Source organism: Streptomyces sp. NPDC093221 (genome assembly GCF_044753885.1).
GTDB lineage: Bacteria > Actinomycetota > Actinomycetes > Streptomycetales > Streptomycetaceae > Actinacidiphila.
This window is the reverse complement of record NZ_JBIVOA010000001.1, coordinates 996,298-1,012,404: the sequence shown is the minus strand read 5'-3', so window position 1 is coordinate 1,012,404 and position 16,107 is coordinate 996,298. Positions and strand designations below refer to the sequence as shown.

Sequence of the window (16,107 nt, the reverse complement as noted above, 5' to 3'; positions counted from 1 at the left end):
CTGCGTGTCCGGGCCCTGCGGCGGCGGGTCCGGACGCGGGTATGTGCACGGGTTCGGGCCCTGGGGACGGTGCGTCGGACGACGGCTGGGACATCGATACCTCGTCGAAGTGGAAACCGGTTTAACCAGTTCCGAAGGTACCAGTTAAACCGGTTCCCCGGTAGAGTGGCCCGTATGACCGCGAACGGCATCGACGCCTACGCCCCGGCCCTGGACGGCGGCCGTACTCAGCCGCGTTTCCGCGAGGGCGCCGGGCGGCTGTGCCTCGACTACCTGCGGACACTGCGCTACCGGGGCACGCCCGCGGTCACCGAGGAGCTGGCCGATCCGGAGGCGCTGATCGCCTGGGTACGGCAGTGCGGCCCCTGCTCCGACGTACCCGCCACCCCGCCCACACCCGCCCGGCTGCGCGAGGCCCGCGCCTTGCGCGAGGCGGTCCACGCGCTGGTCAGCGCCGCCATGGCCCCCGGCAGGGAACCCGGCGCGGCCCCCGGCTCCGGCCTCGGCGACACCGCCCGCACCCGGCTCAACCGCGCCGCCGCCCACGCCGTCCCCGCCCCCCGCCTCGCTCCCTCCGGCGACCTCCAGTGGCACGCGGACGACCCCCTCGCCGCGACCCTCGCCCTGATCGCCCGCGACGCCCTCGACCTCGCCGCCACCCCCGAACTGCTGCCGCGCCTGCGCCCCTGCGCCTCCCCGGCCTGCGGCGCCGTCTTCCTCGACCAGTCCCGTCCGGGGACGCGGCGCTGGTGCTCCATGGACGTGTGCGGCAACCAGGCCAAGAAGACGGCGCTACGGGCGCGGAGCGCGTAGCCGGTGACGTCAGGGGCCGAAGTGCAGGGCCCGCGCGAAGGCGTCGATGTCGTCCATAGCCCGGAGCACCCGCCCCGGATCGGGCGCCGCCGTCATCACCAGCACGTCCGCACCGTGCTCGGGCACGCGCCACCCGTAACGGAGGCCGATGGTGATGCCGTTGTCGTCCGGGTCGACGAAGTAGCGCATCACGCGGATGCCGGTGCCCAAGTGCTCACTGCCGAACTCCTCGACGATCGGCGGCTCCACGGCGTACTCCGCGTCCGCGTGGGTGAGCTCCCGCAATTCGCCGGGCAGTTCGCCCTCGATGTCGAACTCCGCCCAGTACACGGCCAGCGGATTCCCGCGCGGGCCGTCCAGGTGGAAGTGCAGCCCGTACCCCGGATAGACGCGCGGATACCGCTCCATCCCGTACGTCAGCGCCTCGGCCAACTCCCGTACCTCGCCGGGGCCCGGCGTCAAGGCGCTGTCCTCCCAGTGCGCCTCGGCCATCACCCGCGCGTACGCGGCGGCGTCCGGGAACTCCCCCTCGCTCCCCGGCACCGGCCACCGCGGCGGCACCCACACCCACCGCGAACCGTCCACCCGCCGGGCGTCCAGCCGGCTCCCGCTCACGCGTAGCTCCAACGGAACGTCGTCATCAGCGCGTCGAACAACTCGGCCAGCGCCCTGGTGAATTCGCTGCCCGGATCTCCGTCCCCCACCGTCGAGAACGCCACCGCGAGCCACCGCCCCGCGCCCTGCCTCGGCACGGGGACGACGTAGTCGACATGCCGTGCATACGTCTCCACCGGTTCGCTCTCGCGGAGGGCCGGCGGCTCCACGTACTCCCACCGCACGCCCAACGTCCCCGCGACCTCCCGCACTTCCCCCGGCGCCCCGCCCCGCTCCTCCCCCACCAGCCGCCCCAACACGGCCTCCGCCCCCGGCTCCTCCCCCGCCCACTCCCCCGCCACCTCGGCGACCACGAACGACGCCCCCACCACCAGCCCCGCCCGCGCCTTCACCGGCACATACAGATCCAGCCCACCCCCCGCCCTCGCCTCCCGCGCCATCCCCTCCACCCTCCGGCGCACCTCCGCCCGAAACGCCATCCCCTCATCCCTCGGCACCCCCGCCGGAATCCGCTCGATCCCCCGAAACACCTTCTCGTCCAACGCCGTCGCGGTGCCCGCGCGCAGAGGGATCCGGGCCCAGCCCGGGGGCAGCACGAGGGTGTACCCGACGGGGGTGGCCTCTGCGGTCACGGGGCCGCCTCCGCCGGGGGTTTGCGGCGAAGCCGCACTTTGGCAAGCCAGGCGGTGGCTGGAGCCAGGAGGGGAATCGGCATGACTGCCGGAATGCCCGTGAGGAAGAGCGTCATGCCCGAGAACAATCCGCCTGCGGCGAGATAGAACAAAACCCCGTCCGCCCAGCCCTGGCACCTCTGCATTCCCCGCATGCCGGTCCAGACGAGTGCCTGCCCGGCAAGGGCGAAGAGTCCAATGACGACGGCGAGTTCGCCAGCCGTCCCGTCCAGGAGCCGTAACGCGACCAGGGTCGGAAAGACGGACAGTGGTGGAATGACCCCGCCCCACCGGATCAGCTTGTCGCTGCGGACAAGAGTGAGATCACCGCAGGACTCAAGCTTGCGGCCACGCGAGGGAAGCACTGTCCTCACCAGGCACTCCCGATCTCTTTGACGTACTGCTCCTTGAAGCCTCCGTAGTCCTCAGAAGCGGGCTTCATAGGGAACAGGTCGCTGTCACCGACGAACTTGTCGCCAAGGTCAACTGCGGTCGCGCCAGCCCATGCGTCCCGGAACGCGTTCCGGTGCCGCTCGGCACCCTGGCTCGCCCGCTGCACAGCGGCACTCTGCGGATACGCGGCCCGCATCCGGACCACGTCCTTGTAAAGATTCGCCGTCTCGCGGTCGCCGCCCAGAAGCACCGCTTCGCGCTGGGTGGCCTCGGCCACGGGGGTGGCGGCCTCGCCCGCAGCGGCGGCGCGGCCCGCGCGCTTTGCCGCCGCCTTGGCGATGTTGCGCTCGTGGCGGGCCGTGGCCCGGGCTGCGCTGGTGGTACCGCGACGATTGACGGTGGCGGAGGTCCGGTCGAGGACCGACCGGGAGGCGCGGGTGGCAGTGGCGGCGGCCCGCTCCTCGGCTGCGGCCTCGGCGGCGAGCTTCGTGGCGATCTGGACGCCTCGGAGATTGTTGAGGGCGATCGTGCCAACGCCCATGGTAAGGAGGCCGAAGATGTCCATGCCGACGTCCAGCCAGGAACAGTCACCGGCGGAGGCGAGCAGCAGGTGCGCGGCGAAAACGCCGATCGCGAGCCACATCGCGAGTGCCGCGACCCAGCCCGCTGGAGTCATCACGATCGCGACCAGGGCGATAGCGGTGGCGACCCAGCTCATCACATCCGCGACAAGCGAAATCGCCCCCTTCACCCCGTCGATCTCGTTCTTGCGCCGCTCCCACCAACTGTCCTTGATCTTGTCGTTGATCTCGTGCCGGATACGCGCCGCGTAGTGCGATGCCCGCTCGTCGCGGTGGGCCTCGACCCTGGTCAGGGAGCGGCGGTGCCTGGCGAGCGGGTCGTCGCTGGAGCCGGAACCGGAGCCCGGGCCCGAGGTGGATTCGGCATCCTCAGGGGGAGCCGTCTCGGCGTCGGCGCGCGCGCCTCGCAGGATGCGGTCGGCGTCGGACTGGATGGCCTCCAATTCGGCGGCCCAGGCGGTGAGATGGCCGTGGATGCGTTCATAGCGGCCGGCGGTCTCGCGGAGGTGGACTTCCAGTTCGCGGGCTTCGTCGCGCAGTTTGGTGGCGTAGCGGCCCTTGAGGCCGTCGCCGGCGCCGATGACCTTGAGGTCGGCGGCCTCGGCTCTGAGCATGCCCGCGAGGAGCTTCATGTGGGCGACTTCGTCGCGAATGGACTCGGGGTCGCCGGGGGTGGGATCGGTGTCGGTGAGGGGGTGCCAGTCGCGCGGGCGCGGCCTGGTGGTCGTCGCCACGGGGGTCAGCCGCTCTTGGCGAGGTGTTCGTCGGTCTGCTTGAACGTCTCGCGGGCCGCGCCGACGAGTCCGCCGACGGACTCGATGCCGCCGATGAGCTTCTTGCGGTACCACGCCCAGTTGTTGACGAACGCGTCCATCGCGCCCGCCACCGCGCCCGACCCCCAGATGTGGTGCAGGTCGTCCCGATGGACCTTGATGCTCTTGAACTCGAAGTGCAGCTTCGTCAACAGCCGCTCCGAATCGGCGAGCACCTGATCCGTCACAATGAGGTCCGCCATCCTCGTACCCCGACCACCCTCGTTGTCGCCGTCATATGCCGTTACCTACGGACTGACAACGACCCCGATCCGCCTCGGGGTTACGGGTGAATCGGATTTGACGCGGCACCGCTCACACGCTCAGCGCACCACCGTCTGGACCTCCTTCGCCACCACCGCGACATCATTGCCCGACAGTCCGTCCGGCAAGCCCGGCTCCGCCACCGGTCCGTTCGGATTCGCCGACGCCGTCCACGTCACCTTCCACGTGATCTCGGCGTGCAGGGTGTACGGGCCCGCTTTGCGGTACGTGACGTTGCAGGCGTCCTTCGACGAGTCCACCTGGTACCCGCCGCCCGCGGCAGGTGTGAGGTCGTATTCACACGTCTGCGGCTCGGCGTAAGGAGTACCCGCGTCGATGCGAAGGGCGCTGGGGACAGCGACAGTTGTGGCAGCGATGGTGAGGCCGAGTGCGTCGAAGCTGGCGGTCACCCAGACACGGTCGGGGAGGGCCCCGGTGAACGACGCGAAGGTGGGGACGTTGACGATTTGGTTGTCGGCGACCGGGCTCAATCGGACGGGGGGTGTGGGCAGGAGCAGGGCCTTGTAGGCCAGGCCCGACAGCACCTGGGGTGAGAGAGCGAGCATCGGCTTGGGGGCGACGGCGTCGACCCACTGTTGGCCGGGGACCGACGTGCACGCGGCCACCCGGCCGGGCGTCGTGGAACCGGACGTCATCTGGTCGACGTCGTAGGTCCGGAACCACCATGCGCCCTTGGCGTCTTCGTGGAAGTCGGTGCGCTTCTTGACGGTCTCGGCGATCTGGGCGGCGTTGGGACCGATTCCGACGTTCTCAGGGCCGAGCGCCCAGTCCTTGTACTGCTCCGCGTCGTACTTCGGCTGACTCCAGCACAGCGGCGGCGTCCAGTTGCGGTCCACCGCCGACACCGGTACCGAGCGTCCGCTGCCGTTGTGGCGTGTGTCCAGTTGGACGCCCGCGCTGATGGAGCCGTTGTCGGAGGTCGCCTGACGCGTAGGAGGCTTGGGCGGCGGGGAGATGGGGTCGCCGTCTCCCGCGACGGCGGGACTCGCCGCTCCCAGTAACGCGACGCCAAGGAAACCGAGGACGCCGAGGATATTGAGGACGCTCGCGCCGACGACGGCCCGCCGAGGGGCCCTCATTGGCAGGCTGGGGCGGCCGCTTTGCCCTGGAAGGAGTCGAGTTGCCAGACGCCCGCCGCGTTCCTCAGCAAAGTGGCCGTATAGAGGCGGTAGTCGTCGGCGGTCGGCGCGGTGCGCAGGACCTCACCGGTCTTGATGTCCTTCGAGTACGCCTTGGACTGGTCTTCGCAATAGGTCACGACCGCGGTATCGGCCGTCACCGCCGTCACCTTGCGGTCGTAGTAGCGGTAGGTCCCCGTCACCGTACGGCCCTCTTTCTTCCGCTTCGCGATCTGCTCAGCGTAGAACGACCGGGCCTGTCCGGAGAAGTACGCTTTCAGTACGTTCGAGGCCGGATCCAGGTCGACGTAGAGCTTCTGACGCGCCGTCAATGTGTGGGCCTGGCCGTGCACAGTACCGCGTCCTTGGCGGCGTCGCCGGTCGCATCGGCGTCGATGACGACCTTGATGTCGGACGGCAGGTGGAAGTCCATGGGCTCCGCCGTCGCGGAGGTGACCGGCGACGCCGTGGCGGACGCGGTCGGCGACGGGGCGGACTGGGACGACGGAGTGTCGGTGATCTTGTCGCTCGCGGAGTCGTCCGAGCCACCGCAGGCCGTGAGGGTGACGAGGGCCGTCACCGTGAGGGTGACGGTCGAGACCGCGGCGGCGAGGGACTTGTTCATCGAAGCTCCGTGAGAGTCCGTGGGGAGAGGGTCGGTTGGTGATACTCCCCCGCCATGATGGTCAGTTCGTGAGGGTCAGTTGGCGATGCTGCCGCGCCATTCGGGGAGCAGTTCGTCCAGGAGGGCTTCGACGCGGGGCGGGAGGCCGCGGCTGGGGCCGCCGAGGGAGTCGCTGCGGGCGATGAGGGAGTTGGCGGCGGCCTGGAGGCGGGCGGGGTCGCCGGTGGCCTGGGTGGCGCGGAGGAGTTCGAGCCAGAGGCGCTCGTCGTTGGGGGCGACGACCAGGGCCGTCTCGATGGCCGCGACGGCCGCCTTCGGCTTGGCCGCGTCGAGGTGGAGGGCGGAGAGCGCGAGGGCGATCTCGGCGACGAGGACGGGGTGTTGGGCGTCGACTATCTCGTGGGAGAGCCAGCCGTAGCGGCCCGCGGTGCGGTCCTGGAGGAGCGGGCCGCGGGCCAGCGAGAGGGCCTGGGTGAGCAGGCGGCGGCGGGCGGTGGGGTCGGAGGCGGCGCTGCCCTCGGTGGCCTCGTGGTGGAGGGTCTGGAGGACGTCCCAGTCGGAGACGACGGAGGACGCGAGGACGATCCGGCCGGTGTCGTCGATGGTGAGCCGGGCGATGCCGCCGGGACCGGTGCCGAGCCAGTCGCGGAGGCGCTCGACGAGGGCGTCGCGTACGTCCTCGGTGACGCCGCGCGGCCAGAGCGCGGAGGCCAGGACGCGGGGGTGGACGCCTTCGCGGTGCAGGAGGAGCAGGACCAGGGCCTCGTGGAGGAGCTGGCTGCGCTCGGCGGACGGCTCGTCGACGCCGACGAGTTCGAAGGAGCCGAGCAGGCGCGCGTACACGCCGGGCCGTCCCTGGTCGGAGAGGTCCACCATGAACGGCGGGGCGTCGGGGCCGGATCCGGGGCCGTCCTCGCCGCCCGCCTCGGCGAACAGCCGCAGCACGGCCTGGTACTGATCGGCGGGCAGCACCTGCGCTTCGAGGTCGAGGCCGAGCAGCGGGGCGAGCAGCCGTCCCGCGGAGGTGATCTCCAGCTCCCAGGCGGCGCCCGGCATGTCGGGACGGCTGGAGGCGACGAGGTAGCCGATGCCGAGCCGGCCCGCGTCGGAGGCGAGTTCGGCCAGCCGGTTCGCCTCCTCCTCGGTGGGCTCGGCGGCGAGCAGGACGAGGTGCGGTGCCCATTGGGTGTGCTGGGCGCGGCCGGTGCGGCCGGTGAGGACGCTGTCCTGGCCCGCCGTACGCAGGGCGCCCGCCCGCTGCGCGGTCTCCGCGGACATCGTCTCGATGACCTCGGGCACGTCGGCGAGGTGCCGGACGCGGGCGGGGGCGAGGGCCGTGAGGTCCTCGGCGAAGCCGACGAGGGTGACGGTCATCCGGTCCGACCAGCCGTTGGTGGCCAACTCCGAGGCGACGGAGGCCAGTACGGCCTCGCGGTCGGCGGCGGCTCCGGACAGCGAGACGATGCCGGGCACCGCTTCGAGGTTGAGCAGCAGCCGCGCGCCGTCGAGCGTGCCGAGCGCGACCAGGCCGGGGTACGGGGCCGCCGCCGACACGTCCGCGTCCTCGGTGAGGTCGGCGCGGTCGAGCCGCCAGAAGGTCTGGTCCTGGCCGAGCTGCCAGGGGGCCGGCGGCTGGCCCTCGGGCCAGGCCAGTTGCAGGTGCAGGGCCTCGTCGGTGAGCCACGCGGCGTAGACGGTCGGGAGCTTGAGGCCCTCGGCGTCCAGGCGGCCGGACAGCGCGCGCAGCGCGCGGTCGAGGAAGGCGACGGTGTCCTGGTCGGCGCCCACGCGCAGCGCGTCGGCGGCGTCGGCCTGCGGCCCGGTGGGGGTGCGCGGCGTGCGCAGGCCGCCCGCGGTGACCGACTGCCACAGGGCCGTACGACGGCGGCGGCCGAGCGCGGCGAGCAGGCCCGCGGCCAGCAGCGGGGCGGCGATCAGGGCTTCGGACAGGTCGAAGCCGTGCGAGTGGGAGGAGGAGTTCGCGGTGAAGGCGGCGGTGGGCCCGTGCTCGGGGGCCGTCTCGGCATGGGCCGGGGTGGTGACGGCCGCGTGGCGACCGCCGGACCCGCCCGTACCGCCCGTGCCCGTACCGCCCGTGCCCGTACCGTCGGGGCCGGTCTCGGCGGACGCGCTGTCGGTGGAACCGGAACCGCCCGATCCGCCGCCCTGGGCGCCGGTCCCGCCGGCGCCCTGCTCGGCCGCCGCGTGCTGGGCGGAGGCGTGCGCGCCCTCGGCCGTGGTGTCCTTGGCGCCGCCGTGCTCGGCGTAATGCTGCACGTCGGGCGCGACGTGCGTGGCCGCGACGGGCATCTCCACGAGGTCGCCGCCGTGCGCGTCGGAGGGCATCTCCATCACCCAGCCGGGCCGGATGAGGCTGGCCTGCGACAGCTTGGAGCCGTCCGGCTGCACGCGGTCCTTGTTGAGCTGGTAGATCTCGTTGTACCTGCGGCCGTCGCCGAGGTGGCGCTGCGCGATCTCCCACAGCGAGTCGTGGTGCCTGCCCTCGGGCGGCTGGATCCGGTAGAACTTGGTGTCCTTGTGCGCCGACTGACCCGCGCTCTGGTGCGATCCCGCCGCGTGCTGGGCGGCCTGCTGATGCGGTACGGCGGCGCTGACGGTACGTGCCTGGTGCTGCTGGCCGGGGGTCTGCTGCGCGGTGGCGGCCACGCCCGGCCGCGCCTGGCTCTCGTGCTGGTTGCCCTGGCCGAGCTGGGACAGACCGGGGACGAGGCCCGCGGTGCTCACGCCGACGAGCAGCAGCGCCGCGATCAACTGCCGTGCCAGCAACTGGCTCGGGCCCGCGCCCGGCACCCGGCTCGGCATGCCCACGCCGGAGACCGCCGCCTTGGTCTCGACCAGCACGCACGCCGTGAACTGCGCCCAGGCCAGCCATACGATCACGGCCAGTGTGTTGACGAACGTCTCGCTGGTGATGGGCTGTTGCACCAGGTCGGAGTCGAAGTGGTGCGGGAAGGGCGACCCGATGAAGTACAGGAGCGCGCCCGGCACGCCCACCACGAGCACGGCGAGCGCCAGGAACGCGCCGAGCGCGCGCACGAAGTCGCCGAACGTACGGTGCCTGCGCGGCGGGCGCGCCGCCGCCCCACCCTGCTGCGTACGGTTACGTCCCGTGGCGGTCGTGCGTGCCATGGCTGCTTCCTCTGCCTTCGGTTGGAGCGGCTGGTGCTTCGGCTGAACGGCTGGTGCTGAACGGCTGGTGCTGAACGACTGCTGCTGTACGACTGGTGCTGTACGACTGGTGCTGTACGAATGCTGCTAAGGGCTGCTTGTCACGGACTAGTTGGCCGGTCCCGTGACGGACTCGGCCGCCGCCGTACCGTGGACGACGATGTTGTGGTCGTAGAAGAAACCGGTGAGCATCGGCTCATACGTGAGCTGGACGGTCACCTCCACCCGGTTGGGCAGGGCGGAGGTGCAGTAGGAGGCCATGACGTCGGCCGGGCTCAGCCCCGACTGCTCGGCGAAATTCCTGACCCTGCCGGTGCAGGCCCCGGTGTTGATCACGGGCTGGGTGCCCGCGGGAGCGTTGCGCAGCGCCTCGACGTCGATGTCCTGGGCCGCGTAACGGGCCGCCTGCTCGGCTATGTCGGCGGCGCGCTCGCGCTTGGAGATCGACAGTCCGCCGTCGACGACGAAGGCGGCGAGCGCCATGAACACCACGGCGAAGATGAGCATCGCGGCGGTGCCGGAGCCGCGGTCGGGGCGGCGTACCACCCTCCGCGCCACCCTTCCTACGAGGCGCCGTACGACGTGCCGTGTCCGGTGCATCGGTCACTCCGCCCGTCGGTACGGGTCGAGCGGTGAGGCCGCCGTCGACGTGATCGTCTTGTTGATCTTGAGGCCGAGCGAGGCGAGGCCGCGGATGGTGCAGCTCACCTCGACCCTGAAGAGGGTGTCGGCCTCGAAGCCCTCGCTGGTCTTCTTCACCGACAAGGTGCCGGCCACGCAGGTGTCGCCGAGGTCCGCCCGGGCCGCCGCGATCGCCTCGGACATGGCGACGCCCTGACTGCGCTGGATCGACCCCGCGCGGGCGGCGTCCCTGGCGGCGCCGTCCACCGCGCCCCGGCCGTCGACGAGTTGGCCGAAGGCGACCAGGATCAGGATGAACAGGATCATGATCGGGGCGAGGATCACCACCTCGATGGTGGACAGCCCTCGGTCGGCCCGCTCCCCCACCCGTCTGGTGCGCAGTGCGGTTCGCAGTCGGGTACGCATCGGATCAGCCCCCGTTGTCCGGTACGAAGCGCTCCACCGGCCCCTGGGAACTCTCGTTCACCTTGAAGTGGAAGCCGGGGAAGATGGTCGGTACGTCGGCCGTGACGCGCACGCCGACCGTGGCCGCGTCCGGCTGCAAGGACGTCACCTTGCGGCCGTCCAGCAGATTCGGTCCGAGCTGGTCGATACGGTCCTCGGCCGCGCTGGTCGCCTTGCCCGACCAGCCGCCGGGATCGGCGTCGGCCTCCGCCCGCGCCTTGCGGGCACCGGCGTGCGCGGCCGCCTGCGCGACATGGTCGGCGAAGGAGTACAGACCGAACTGCACCGTCGCGAAGATCATGAAGAACAGGACCGGGGTGAGGAAGACGAACTCGATCGCGGTCATCCCGCGGTCATCGCCGGTAGGCGCCCCCGCGCCGCTTACCGCTCTCGTGCTCGTACGGCTGCCCACGCCGCTGTCGCCGCGGGCGGCGTCCAGCCTGCGGCGTACGGCGTGGTGCAGCGCGTCGATTCGTCGTTCCATCACGGATATCGGTCCCGGCCTCAGCAGGTCTTGCTGTCCGTGGTGTTCGAGATGCAGTTGCCGACGTCCGATGCCTTGCCCTTGAGGGCGCCGTTGATGATGACGGCGACCACGCCGACGACGGTGACGACCACCGCGGAGATGATCACCCACTCGACGGCGGAGGCACCGCGGGACAGGCCCTCGGAACGGGCGCGCTCGACGCGCCCCTTGAGGAAGGTGAGAAGGAAGTCGACAGCCGGATGGCTGACCTTGGGCAAGCGGTTCATGGTTCAAGTCCTCTCGACTCGACGCTCGGCGTTTCGATGACAGTGGTGCTCAGGAGGGACGGTGACGATCGGAGACAGTGGTGCTCAGAGACGTTGGTGGTCAGACCTGGAACACGCGCATCGCGGCGGGAAAGATCAGGAAGACCAGGAAGCCCGCGCACAACAGGAGTTGCGCGACGAGCATGGACTGGGACTTCTCGCCCGCGGATCCCTCGATCTCGGCGAGTTCCCGGTGCCGCATCGTCTCGGCGCGCGAGGCGAGCGACTCGCGGACCTTCGCGCCGTCGTCGGCCACCAGGCCGAGTGTGACGGACAGGTCCCTCAACTCCTCGACGCCCAGCTCGTCGCCGAGTCTGCCGAGGGCCACCCACTGGCTGGTGCCGGTGATCCGGGCATCGGCCAGGCAATTGCGGATACGGGTCAGGGCCCAGCCGTCGCTGATCTCGGCGGCGGCCATCAGGGCCTCGGGCAGACCGCGGCCGCCCGCGAGGTTCATCGACACCAGGTCGAGGTAGGCGCCGATGACCCGGCGCAGGTCCTTGCGCTTGTCGGCGGCGTCGCGGCGCACTTCGAAGTCCGGCAGGAGGAAGAAGACGCCGCCGCAGATCAGGGCCATCCAGACCGGGATCACGGGGTTGCTGCCCATGCCGAGCTGCCAGATCACGGCGAAGAGGAACGGCCCGAAGATCACACCGGCCGCAGCCAGGATGATCTTCGTGGCCAGGAAGTTCTCCCAGCTCCGGTCGAGCACGGCGAGGTCGGCGCGGAGCGAGCGCTGCTCCCAGCCCTGCTGGAGGTAGAAGGTGGCGACCCGCTGGCCCACGCGGCCCTTGAAGTCGGTCGGTGCGGAGTGCGCCGGTCCGCTGCTGACCGGGCCCGCGGCGCGCATCGCGTCGATCTGCGCCACCGTGTGCACGGCGCTGCGCTTGCCGGGCATGAGCGCCCGGATGAGGACGAAGACGCCGAGGCCGACGGCCGCGCCGACCAGGCAGGTGAAGAGGATGTTGTTCATCGTGCCGCCCCCTGACCCGGGATGGCCTGGCCCGGTACGCCGCCGTGGCCGGGCACACCGCCGCGGCCCGGTGCCGTCGCGTGGCCGGGTGCGGCGTGCCCCGGCGCTCCGTGACCCGGCAGCGGCTGGCCGGGGGTCGCCTGTGCGTGGGCGCCGTGGCCGGGCGGCACTCCGACGCGGTCGGCGGCCGAAACGCGCTCCGGCTCATGGACCAGGAACCGGTCCGGCGTCTCGATGTTGGACAGCTTCCGCAGCCACCAGAATCCGGCCGCGAACAGCGCGCACACCAAGGTGAGTACGGCCTGGCCGATCGCCGTGCCGTACGGCTCGACGAAGCTGCGGTTGAAGATGGCCAGGCCCAGCACGAAGGCCACGGACACCACGACGACGATCTGCACACTGCGCCGGGTGCTCGCGCGCTGCGCCATCACGCGCTGCCGCATGTCCACTTCCTCGCGGGCCGACTTGGCGAGCGCGCCGAGCACTTCGCGCAGACCGGGTCCGCGCAGGCGGGCGTTGAGGATGAGCGCGGCGATGATGATGTCGGCCGACGCGTCGTTGATCTCGTCGGCGAGGTGCTGGAGCGCTTCCGGCAGCGGGGTGCGCGACCTGAGGCGGTCGACGAGTGACGACAGGTGGCCGCGCAGTGCGGGTGCGGCGGCTCGGGCCGAGGCGGGTATGGCCTGTTCGAGGCCGACGGCGCCCGCGATGGTGTCGCGCAGCGACTCGGTCCAGGCCGCCAGGGCTTCGACGCGCTTCATCGCGGCGCGTTCCTCCGCCGCGCCGCCGAAGAGCTTGTCCCAGGTGAAGACCAGCACGGCGGTGGAGACACCGAGGACGGCCCAGCGGGTCAGGCCGAGGACGACAAGTCCCGCAACGATGGCGAGCGAGCCGCGCTGCGACAGGAAGCGCATGAACTCCGCCGCTTTGTCGCCGGACGACTCACCCGGCGCTGTCGCACCGGGCTTGGGCGCCCAGCCGCGCATCGCGAGGACGAACAGCGCGATACCGCCGCCGACGGCGGCTCCGGCGAGCAGTCCGTAGAGCACGGACAGGGAGAAGATCCCGGTCATTACCGCCACACCCCCGTGGGCTGGTAGCCGTTGGCGAGGAGTTCCTCGAGGCAGGAGATCGGGGCGTGCGGCAGTGCCACGCCCTCCCGCCCCTCGGCGAACACCTCGCTGGACAGTACGCGGCCGTCCACGCCGTTCACCTCACGGACGGAGGTGACCATACGGCGCAGGGTGCCGCCGCGCTGGAAGTCGTTGCGTCGCTGCACGAAGACGACGAAGTCGATGGCGCCCGCCACCAGCATCTGCGACGCCTCGACCGGCAGCCGCTCGCGTGCCTGGAGTGCGTAGGTGGAGATGCGGTTGAAGACCTCGGCGGAGCTGTTGGCGTGAATGGTGGACAGGGAGCCGTCGTTGCCCTGTGACATCGCGTTGAGCATGGTGACGATCTCGTCGCCGAGCACCTCACCGACGATGACGCGCGAGGGGTTCATGCGCAGCGAGCGGCGGACCAGCTCGGCCATCGAAATGGCGCCCTGGCCTTCGGAGTTGGGCAGCCGCTCCTCGAACGCCACGACGTTGGGGTGGATCTCGGGGAACTGGTCGAGGCCGAGTTCCAGCGCGCGCTCGACGGTGATCAGGCGCTCGTGCGGCGGGATGACGTTGGCCAGCGCGCGCAGCAGCGTCGTCTTTCCGGCGTTGGTGGCGCCGGCGATCATCACGTTCTTACGGGCGAGGACGGCGGCCGACAGGAAGGAGCCCAACTCCGGGGTGAGCGTGTAGTTGCCGACCAGGTCGGAGAGGAAGACCTTGCCGAGGCGGGCGCGGCGGATGGACAGCGCGGGGCGGCGCGTGACGTCCATGACGGCGGAGAGCCGGGAGCCGTCCGGGAGCCGCAGGTCGAGTTGCGGGTTCGCGGAGTCGAAGGGGCGCGAGGACAGGCCGGAGTACGCGCCGAGCACCTGGATCAGCTCGATGAGTTCCTCGTCGGACTCGGCGACCGGCTCGACCTGGAGCTCGCGGCCGTCGGAGTAGCCGACGAAGACCTGGTCGCAGCCGTTGATGTCGATGTTCTCGACCTCGGTGTCGTCGAGCAGCGGCTGAAGCCTGCCGACACCGAAGAGCGCGGCGTGCACGGCTGCCGCGTACGCCTCCTCGGCCTGCGCGTCGGGCGGGGTGCGGCCGAGGTTGATCTCGGCGCGGGCGTAGTCCTCCAGGATCTGCGCGATGATCGCCCGCGCGAACTGCCGCTCGTCCTCGGGTGACATGGCGGGTTCGCCGGTCACCTGGTCCAGTCGGCGCTGTTCCGAGATGCGGTCGCCCGCCTCCTGCCGGAACCGCTTGACCAACTGGTGGTCGACGGTGCTCATCGGAGCACTCCGTACCGGTGCGGTACGTCGGCGGTGATCTGCCGGGCCGAGCGGATCAGCAGGGACTTGTCCAGGCGGCCCCGGCGGCGGCCGTTGAGGGTGTCGGCGCCCGCCGTGTCGTGCGCGAGGGTGCCGACGACCCGTGCGGAGATCTGCGAGGCCACCAGCATCTCGTTGACCTGGCTGGCCTGTCGGGCGCTGTGGCTGGGGTCGGTGATGAGCACGATGCCGATCGGCGGGTGGCCGAGCGCGGCGGCGGCGCCGCGCTGCGAGCCGTGCAGTTTGGCCGACAGCGCACCGGCCCTGTCCCGTACCCGCGCGAGGTGTTCGGGTTCGGTGCGGGCCACTAGGAGGACGAGGGCGGCGTGCGAGAAGAGGTCGAGGGTGGGCGAGTCGGCGCCGATCCGGCCGCAGTCGGCGATCACGTCGGCGGCGCCGTTGGGCGACTCGGCGAGCGTGGCGAACGCCTGGCCGAGCATCGGCCACAGTCCGGACAGACCGGCGGCCTGTTCGGCGCTGCCGATGCCGACGAGGACGTCGAGTCCGCCGGCCAGCGGCTGGGCGTGGTCCCACAACTGCTCGGCGGCCAGGCCGCGTCGGGCGGTGGCGGCCAGCGAGAGCAGGCCGGTGTTGGGGTCGAGCATGCCGCCGTGCGCGGCGGGTGAGCGGTAGACGAGGTCGCCGCCCGCCGGGTCGGCCTCCGCCAGCAGGACACGGCGCGGCCAGACGGCGGCGAGCGCGACGGCGCTGGTGGTGACGCCTGGTGAGCCCTTGTCCGCGGCGATTGCGATCAGTGCCATGACGTATTCGCCCGCTCGCTCAGTTCTTGCTGTCGGGCATGAGCACGAGCGCCACTTCGTTCGCCGCGGCGGCGAGGGTGAGTTTGCCCGCGACCGAGGAGTCCGCGATCACGGTGACCAGGGTGTCGCCGCCGCCGAGCCCGGAGGAGTCGGACTTCACGGACTTGATGATCAGGCTGTCGCTGATCAGCGTGTTGGCGCTCGCTCCGCCGCTGTCGCCCGAGGAGCCGTTCTGCCCCTTGGCCGCGTCGTTCCCCACCAGATACGCGGCGACGGTGTGGCCGTTGGCGAGACCGTCGGGGAACACGCCCTGCTTGAGGGAGAGTCCGACCAGCGACTTCCCGGCCGGGAGGGCGCTGCTGTTCGTCACCATCTCCTTGACCAGGACGGAGCCTTTGACGATGTTCGTGGACGCCCGGTAGTTCTTCTCCAGGTCGCCGCGCTGCTTCCACAGCACGAAGTTGACCCCGGAGTCGTCGGAGACCATGACCTCGCGGAGCGCGGAGGCGGGAATCCGGTCCCCGACCGGGATGTCCTGGTCGATCTTCACGACCGAGATCTTGTTCCCCGCGCGCATGACCATCACGGTGGCGCCGAGCGCGCCGACGAGAATGAGCAGCACGGCCAGTGCGGCCAACGCGGGTTTGCGCTCCCGCGACACCGTCGGCAGCCGCTCTCCGCCCATCGGCGCCCCATGCATGGGCGCGGATCCGGACTGACGGCTGTTACTGCCGCCGCCCGCAGCGGAACGTTCTCTGGTCCTCACGTCACTGCCCCCGTCGAGCCGGCGTGCTTCTTCGAAATCGGTTGCGTGGGGAGAGACTGCCGCGCTCCTGTCCGGCGACAGCCCGCAGGCCGATGTCAAGTCACCGCACGCTATCAGCGCCTTACAAACACCCTCAAGGCGCATCCCGTGACAAGCGACTCACAGCCTTGCAACAGAACGGAACGGCTTCCGTGACATGCCCACGCTC

Annotated in this window: 19 protein-coding genes; 1 reads left to right on the top strand and 18 read right to left on the bottom strand. The window is 71.1% G+C overall.

What is annotated here, in order from left to right:
- Positions 1–174: 174 nt before the first annotated feature.
- The gene (locus ACIQCJ_RS04550; protein ID WP_402710668.1) at positions 175–813 is read left to right on the top strand and encodes a CGNR zinc finger domain-containing protein; all 639 of its coding nucleotides are present in this window, start codon (positions 175–177) and stop codon (positions 811–813) included.
- Between the two features lie 9 nt (positions 814–822).
- On the opposite strand, the gene ACIQCJ_RS04545 is transcribed toward ACIQCJ_RS04550, so the two are convergent.
- The 18 genes from ACIQCJ_RS04545 to ACIQCJ_RS04460 all read right to left on the bottom strand — a co-directional run bounded on the left by ACIQCJ_RS04545 (position 823) and on the right by ACIQCJ_RS04460 (position 15,818).
- The gene (locus tag ACIQCJ_RS04545) at positions 823–1,428 is read right to left on the bottom strand and encodes a hypothetical protein (RefSeq protein WP_402710667.1); all 606 of its coding nucleotides are present in this window, start codon (positions 1,426–1,428) and stop codon (positions 823–825) included.
- The gene (locus ACIQCJ_RS04540; protein ID WP_402710666.1) at positions 1,425–2,060 is read right to left on the bottom strand and encodes a hypothetical protein; all 636 of its coding nucleotides are present in this window, start codon (positions 2,058–2,060) and stop codon (positions 1,425–1,427) included. The genes ACIQCJ_RS04545 and ACIQCJ_RS04540 overlap by 4 nt, the downstream gene beginning before the upstream one ends.
- The gene (locus ACIQCJ_RS04535; protein ID WP_402710665.1) at positions 2,057–2,473 is read right to left on the bottom strand and encodes a hypothetical protein; all 417 of its coding nucleotides are present in this window, start codon (positions 2,471–2,473) and stop codon (positions 2,057–2,059) included. The genes ACIQCJ_RS04540 and ACIQCJ_RS04535 overlap by 4 nt, the downstream gene beginning before the upstream one ends.
- Entirely contained in the window at positions 2,470–3,807 is a 1,338-nt protein-coding gene (locus ACIQCJ_RS04530; RefSeq protein WP_402710664.1) for a hypothetical protein, read from the bottom strand. Before ACIQCJ_RS04530 ends, ACIQCJ_RS04535 begins: the two co-directional genes overlap by 4 nt.
- Positions 3,808–3,812: 5 nt before the next feature.
- The gene (locus tag ACIQCJ_RS04525; RefSeq protein ID WP_402710663.1) at positions 3,813–4,088 is read right to left on the bottom strand and encodes a hypothetical protein; all 276 of its coding nucleotides are present in this window, start codon (positions 4,086–4,088) and stop codon (positions 3,813–3,815) included.
- Between the two features lie 120 nt (positions 4,089–4,208).
- A complete protein-coding gene (locus tag ACIQCJ_RS04520; RefSeq protein ID WP_402710662.1) occupies positions 4,209–5,249 on the bottom strand; it encodes a hypothetical protein in 1,041 nt (346 codons plus the stop codon).
- On the bottom strand, positions 5,246–5,641 hold the full coding sequence (locus tag ACIQCJ_RS04515) for a hypothetical protein (protein WP_402710661.1): 396 nt from the start codon (positions 5,639–5,641) through the stop codon (positions 5,246–5,248). Before ACIQCJ_RS04515 ends, ACIQCJ_RS04520 begins: the two co-directional genes overlap by 4 nt.
- Positions 5,617–5,913 (bottom strand): hypothetical protein, encoded by a 297-nt coding sequence (locus ACIQCJ_RS04510; RefSeq protein WP_402710660.1) that lies wholly within the window; start codon positions 5,911–5,913, stop codon positions 5,617–5,619. The genes ACIQCJ_RS04515 and ACIQCJ_RS04510 overlap by 25 nt, the downstream gene beginning before the upstream one ends.
- A 75-nt stretch (positions 5,914–5,988) precedes the next feature.
- Complete coding sequence (locus ACIQCJ_RS04505) at positions 5,989–9,063, bottom strand: BTAD domain-containing putative transcriptional regulator (protein WP_402710659.1); 3,075 nt, start codon at positions 9,061–9,063, stop codon at positions 5,989–5,991.
- Between the two features lie 147 nt (positions 9,064–9,210).
- Complete coding sequence (locus ACIQCJ_RS04500) at positions 9,211–9,702, bottom strand: Tad domain-containing protein (RefSeq protein WP_401856193.1); 492 nt, start codon at positions 9,700–9,702, stop codon at positions 9,211–9,213.
- 3 nt (positions 9,703–9,705) lie between these two features.
- Entirely contained in the window at positions 9,706–10,149 is a 444-nt protein-coding gene (locus ACIQCJ_RS04495; protein ID WP_401310066.1) for a TadE/TadG family type IV pilus assembly protein, read from the bottom strand.
- A gap of 4 nt (positions 10,150–10,153) precedes the next feature.
- Positions 10,154–10,672, bottom strand: a complete 519-nt coding sequence (locus ACIQCJ_RS04490; protein WP_355337498.1) for a TadE family protein — start codon at positions 10,670–10,672, stop codon at positions 10,154–10,156.
- Between the two features lie 20 nt (positions 10,673–10,692).
- Positions 10,693–10,941 (bottom strand): hypothetical protein, encoded by a 249-nt coding sequence (locus ACIQCJ_RS04485; protein ID WP_355337495.1) that lies wholly within the window; start codon positions 10,939–10,941, stop codon positions 10,693–10,695.
- Positions 10,942–11,041: 100 nt separating this feature from the next.
- Complete coding sequence (locus tag ACIQCJ_RS04480; protein WP_391162464.1) at positions 11,042–11,953, bottom strand: type II secretion system F family protein; 912 nt, start codon at positions 11,951–11,953, stop codon at positions 11,042–11,044.
- Positions 11,950–13,026, bottom strand: a complete 1,077-nt coding sequence (locus tag ACIQCJ_RS04475) for a type II secretion system F family protein (RefSeq protein WP_402710658.1) — start codon at positions 13,024–13,026, stop codon at positions 11,950–11,952. Before ACIQCJ_RS04475 ends, ACIQCJ_RS04480 begins: the two co-directional genes overlap by 4 nt.
- Positions 13,026–14,333, bottom strand: a complete 1,308-nt coding sequence (locus ACIQCJ_RS04470; protein WP_355337486.1) for an ATPase, T2SS/T4P/T4SS family — start codon at positions 14,331–14,333, stop codon at positions 13,026–13,028. Before ACIQCJ_RS04470 ends, ACIQCJ_RS04475 begins: the two co-directional genes overlap by 1 nt.
- Positions 14,330–15,133, bottom strand: a complete 804-nt coding sequence (locus ACIQCJ_RS04465; RefSeq protein WP_391162466.1) for a hypothetical protein — start codon at positions 15,131–15,133, stop codon at positions 14,330–14,332. Before ACIQCJ_RS04465 ends, ACIQCJ_RS04470 begins: the two co-directional genes overlap by 4 nt.
- Positions 15,134–15,152: 19 nt before the next feature.
- Positions 15,153–15,818: a hypothetical protein gene (locus ACIQCJ_RS04460; RefSeq protein WP_355337480.1), complete on the bottom strand. Its 666-nt coding sequence runs from the start codon at positions 15,816–15,818 to the stop codon at positions 15,153–15,155.
- Positions 15,819–16,107: the final 289 nt, after the last annotated feature.